This window comes from Leucobacter soli, from assembly GCF_042659205.1.
Classification (GTDB): Bacteria; Actinomycetota; Actinomycetes; order Actinomycetales; family Microbacteriaceae; genus Leucobacter; species Leucobacter soli.
The window spans coordinates 1-1,671 of record NZ_JBHSRW010000350.1; the positions used below are offsets into that span (position 1 = coordinate 1).

At 72.8% G+C, this 1,671-nt stretch carries 1 protein-coding gene and 2 pseudogenes; all 3 read right to left on the minus strand.

Annotated elements, in window-relative coordinates:
* Positions 1-430: pseudogene (locus ACFPZL_RS12980) on the minus strand (hypothetical protein); the annotation flags it as partial.
* 67 nt (positions 431-497) lie between these two features.
* Positions 498-1,397, minus strand: a complete 900-nt coding sequence (gene gmk, locus ACFPZL_RS12985; protein WP_218113649.1) for a guanylate kinase — start codon at positions 1,395-1,397, stop codon at positions 498-500.
* A gap of 60 nt (positions 1,398-1,457) precedes the next feature.
* Positions 1,458-1,671 (minus strand): annotated as a pseudogene (locus ACFPZL_RS12990) (orotidine-5'-phosphate decarboxylase); the annotation flags it as partial.

Genomic DNA, 1,671 nt, shown 5'->3' on the forward strand with positions numbered 1-1,671 from the left:
CGGCGAGGGCGTAGGCGGCGACGGTCGCGGCGATGCCGGGGCCGAGCCCGGGGACGCCCAGCAGGGCTGCGGCGAAGAAGCAGATCAACGCGGCGATAAAGACGGCGAGCGGCCACCTGCGGCGGAAGAACATGAGCGCGGCGGTGAACGCGGTGAACCCGAGGCCGAGCAGCTGCAGCGCGACGAAGGGGCGGAGACCCGACGGCAGCGGCGGTCGGCCGGGGCCGCCGAACGCGTCTCCGTTACCGAACGCATCTCCGCCGCCGAAGCCGAGACCGACTCCGAAGCCGAAGAGCAGTCCGCCTCCGAGCAGTACGACCGCCGCCGCCAGGATGTCGCCGAGCCACGCGCGCCGACGGCTGCGATCGGGCGGAGCCGCCGGTTCAGCGAGCGCGGCCGGGCCCTCCGCGGCGTCCCGTCGAGCAATCATGCGCCCATTCTTCCGGGAATCCCAATGGACCTCGTCACCCCAGCGCAGTATCGCCGGGCGCATCGGCTCAGCCTTCGCGGATCAGCTCCACGAGCCGGCCCGCGGCGCGAGGCACCTCGTCGTTGACGATGACCGCGTCGAATTCGTCGGCGGCCGCCAGTTCGACCTTCGCGGTCTCGAGGCGCCGCGCACGCTCCTCCTCGCCCTCGGTTCCTCTTCCGACCAGCCGGTTCACGAGCTCATCCCAGCTCGGCGGCGCGAGGAAGACGAGCCGCGCCTCGGGCATGCTGGCCCGCACCTGACGGGCGCCCTGCAGGTCGATCTCGAGCAGGATGGATTCCCCGCGTCGACCCGCTTCGACGACGGGACCGCGCGGGGTGCCGTAGCGGTACGAGTTGTGGACGGTGGCCCATTCCAGCAGCTCGTCAGCGGCGAGCATCCGGTCGAAGGTCTCGTCGTCGACGAAGTAGTAGTGGGTGCCGTGCACCTCGCCCGGCCGCGGGGCGCGGGTCGTCACTGAGACGGAGTGCCCGATCTCCGGGAAGTGCTCGCGCACGTACGCGGCGACGGTCCCCTTGCCCACGGCGGTGGGACCGGCGAGCACGGTCAGCCGCCGGGCGCCGGGCTCGGCACCCGCTCCGAGGCGCGCGCGCACGAACTCCACGAGCCTGTCCCGCTGGCGTCCGCCGAGTCCGCCGAGGCGCTTGCGCGGCGAGATCTGCAGCTGCTCCAGGGTCCGCAGCGTCTTCACCTCCCCGAAGGAGGGGAAGGTCTGCAGGAACTCGGTGACGCGGAGCGAGAAGGCCGGCGACTCCGGGTCGAGCGACTCCTCGAGCGTCCGCAGGGGTGAGAGCTCGCCCTCCCGCAACCGTCGCTTCACATCGGCCCGCGCACGACGCGCGGCGATCGCGGCGCGGTTGGCGGCGACTCTGTCGACCTCGGGCATCGTCCGCTGCTGCTTGTTCATCGCCCTCTAATGTACTGCGTCGGGCGGGCCCTCGGCACCCCGGGAGGCGGAGGATCCCGCCTAGTCGGCCAGCGCGGCGGAGATCGCCTCCGCACGGGTGCGCACGCGTTCCGCCAGGCCCGCTGATCCGCCCGAGAGAATGCTGCGCGACTCGTTCGCGAGCAGTGCGCCGCCGAGGCGCCCGAAGATCGTCCCCGCGTCCTCGATCCTGGCTCCCTGCGCCCCGAAGCCGGGGGCGAGCACGGGCAGCGCCGGCGCCACGAGCTCCGCCGCC

What these genes read in the sequence shown, in the direction of transcription:
- gmk (WP_218113649.1), bottom strand. Translation starts at nt 1,397, where the DNA reads ATGAACAAGCAGCAGCGGACGATGCCCGAGGTCGACAGAGTCGCCGCC.